This is a genomic window from Leucobacter sp. M11, assembly GCF_035726885.1.
Lineage (GTDB): Bacteria > Actinomycetota > Actinomycetes > Actinomycetales > Microbacteriaceae > JAPFRB01.
On record NZ_JAPFRB010000001.1, the window covers coordinates 50593 to 52228 of the forward strand.

A 1636-nucleotide genomic window follows, 5' to 3' on the forward strand; every position below is an offset into this window, starting at 1 on the left:
ACGGGGTCGCCGTCCTCGTCCGTGCGCTGGTACCAGTCGGTGAGCGAGGTGTCGTGGGAGTCGAAGTCGGAGCCGGCCCCCTGTCCCTCCTCGGTGCGCTCGATCGACAGCGCGAAGTCGTCGCCGTGCTCGTCGATGCCCTGCTTCACCGCGTTCGCGAGGGCCTGCGCGGCGAACTCACGCCGGATCACGAGCGGGTCCGTGCGCAGGTCCTTGCCGAAGGCAATCATGAGTAACAGCAGGATCACCGCGAAGGGCAGGGCCGTCACGATGATGAGGTTCTGCAGCCCCTGCAGCGCCTCGTTCCCGCCGATCAGGAGCATCACGACGGCGATGCCCATCATGGCGAGCCCCCAGAACACGGTGACCTTCTTGTCCGGCACCGCCTTCCCGCGCTGGGACAAGATCCCCATGACCACCGAGGCGGAGTCCGCTGAGGTGATGAAGAAGATCGCGATACAGACCATCGCCAGGATCGGGGTGATCTGCGCGAGGGGCAGGTGCGAGAGCATCGTGAAGAACAGGTCCTGGGCCGACTCCGAGGAGTCAATCCCCGGGGCCCCCTGCATTCTGAGCCAGATCGCCGTGCCCCCGAAGATGCCGAAGGCCGTGACGATGACGAGGGTGGGCACGACGAGCACGTAGATCACGTACTCGCGGATCGTGCGCCCGCGGGAGATCCGCGCCAGGAAGATCCCGACGAAGGGCGACCAGGAGATCCACCAGGCCCAGTAGAACACGGTCCAGGTGGCCCCGAAGTCCGCGCTCTCCTGTCCCCAGGAAGCGCCCTTCCCCGTCATGTGCAGCAGCTCGGCGAGGTACTCCGAGATGGACGCGGGCACAAGATTGAGCAGGAAGAGCGTGGGTCCGGCCAGGAAGATGAACGCGGCCAGGGCGACCGTCAAGGTCATGTTGACGTTGGAGAGCATCCTGATGCCCTTGCCGATCCCGGAGACCGCGGAGGCGATAAAGCCCGCCGTGAGCACCGAAATAATGAGAATCAGCGCCGCGTTGGGCAGGCGACCAATGCCGCCGACGATCTCGACGCCGCGTCCAATTTGCATCGCGCCGATGCCCAGCGAGGCCGAGGTGCCGAAGAGGGTCGCGACGATCGCGAACATGTCGATGAGACGACCGGCGGAGCCCTCAACGCGGTTTTTGCCGAGCAGCGGGGTGAAGATCGAGCTCATGAGCGGCACGCGCCCGCGGCGGTATGAGCCGTAAGCGACGGCGGCCCCGACAAGCGCGTACACCGCCCACGCGTGTGGGCCCCAGTGGAAGATGGTCTGCGCCATCGCACGGTGGATCGCTTCGGCCGTCTCCGGCTCGGCGGTGCCGGGCGCGGGCGACTGGAAGTAGCTGAGCGGCTCGAAGGGGCCGAAGAAGAACAGGCCGATGCCGACGCCGGCGGAGAACATCATGGCGACCCAGGCGAACTTGCCGTACTCGGGCTCCTCGCCGTCCATGCCGAGCGGGATCTTGCCGTAGCGGCTAAAGCCGATAAACAGCATGAAGATCAGGATGATCGACACGAGCGCGTTGAACAGCCAGCCGGTGTTCTCCACGACCCAGTTCAGGGCGATGTCGGAGACCGCCTTGAGCGTGTCCGTCGAGGTCGCCCCCCAGAGAATGAAGG

The 1636-nt window shown here is 65.8% G+C and carries 1 protein-coding gene; it reads right to left on the minus strand.

What is annotated here, in order from left to right:
• Nucleotides 1-1636, minus strand: a 1636-nt coding sequence (locus OOT08_RS00250) for a BCCT family transporter (RefSeq protein WP_325091259.1), incomplete at both ends; no start/stop codon positions are given.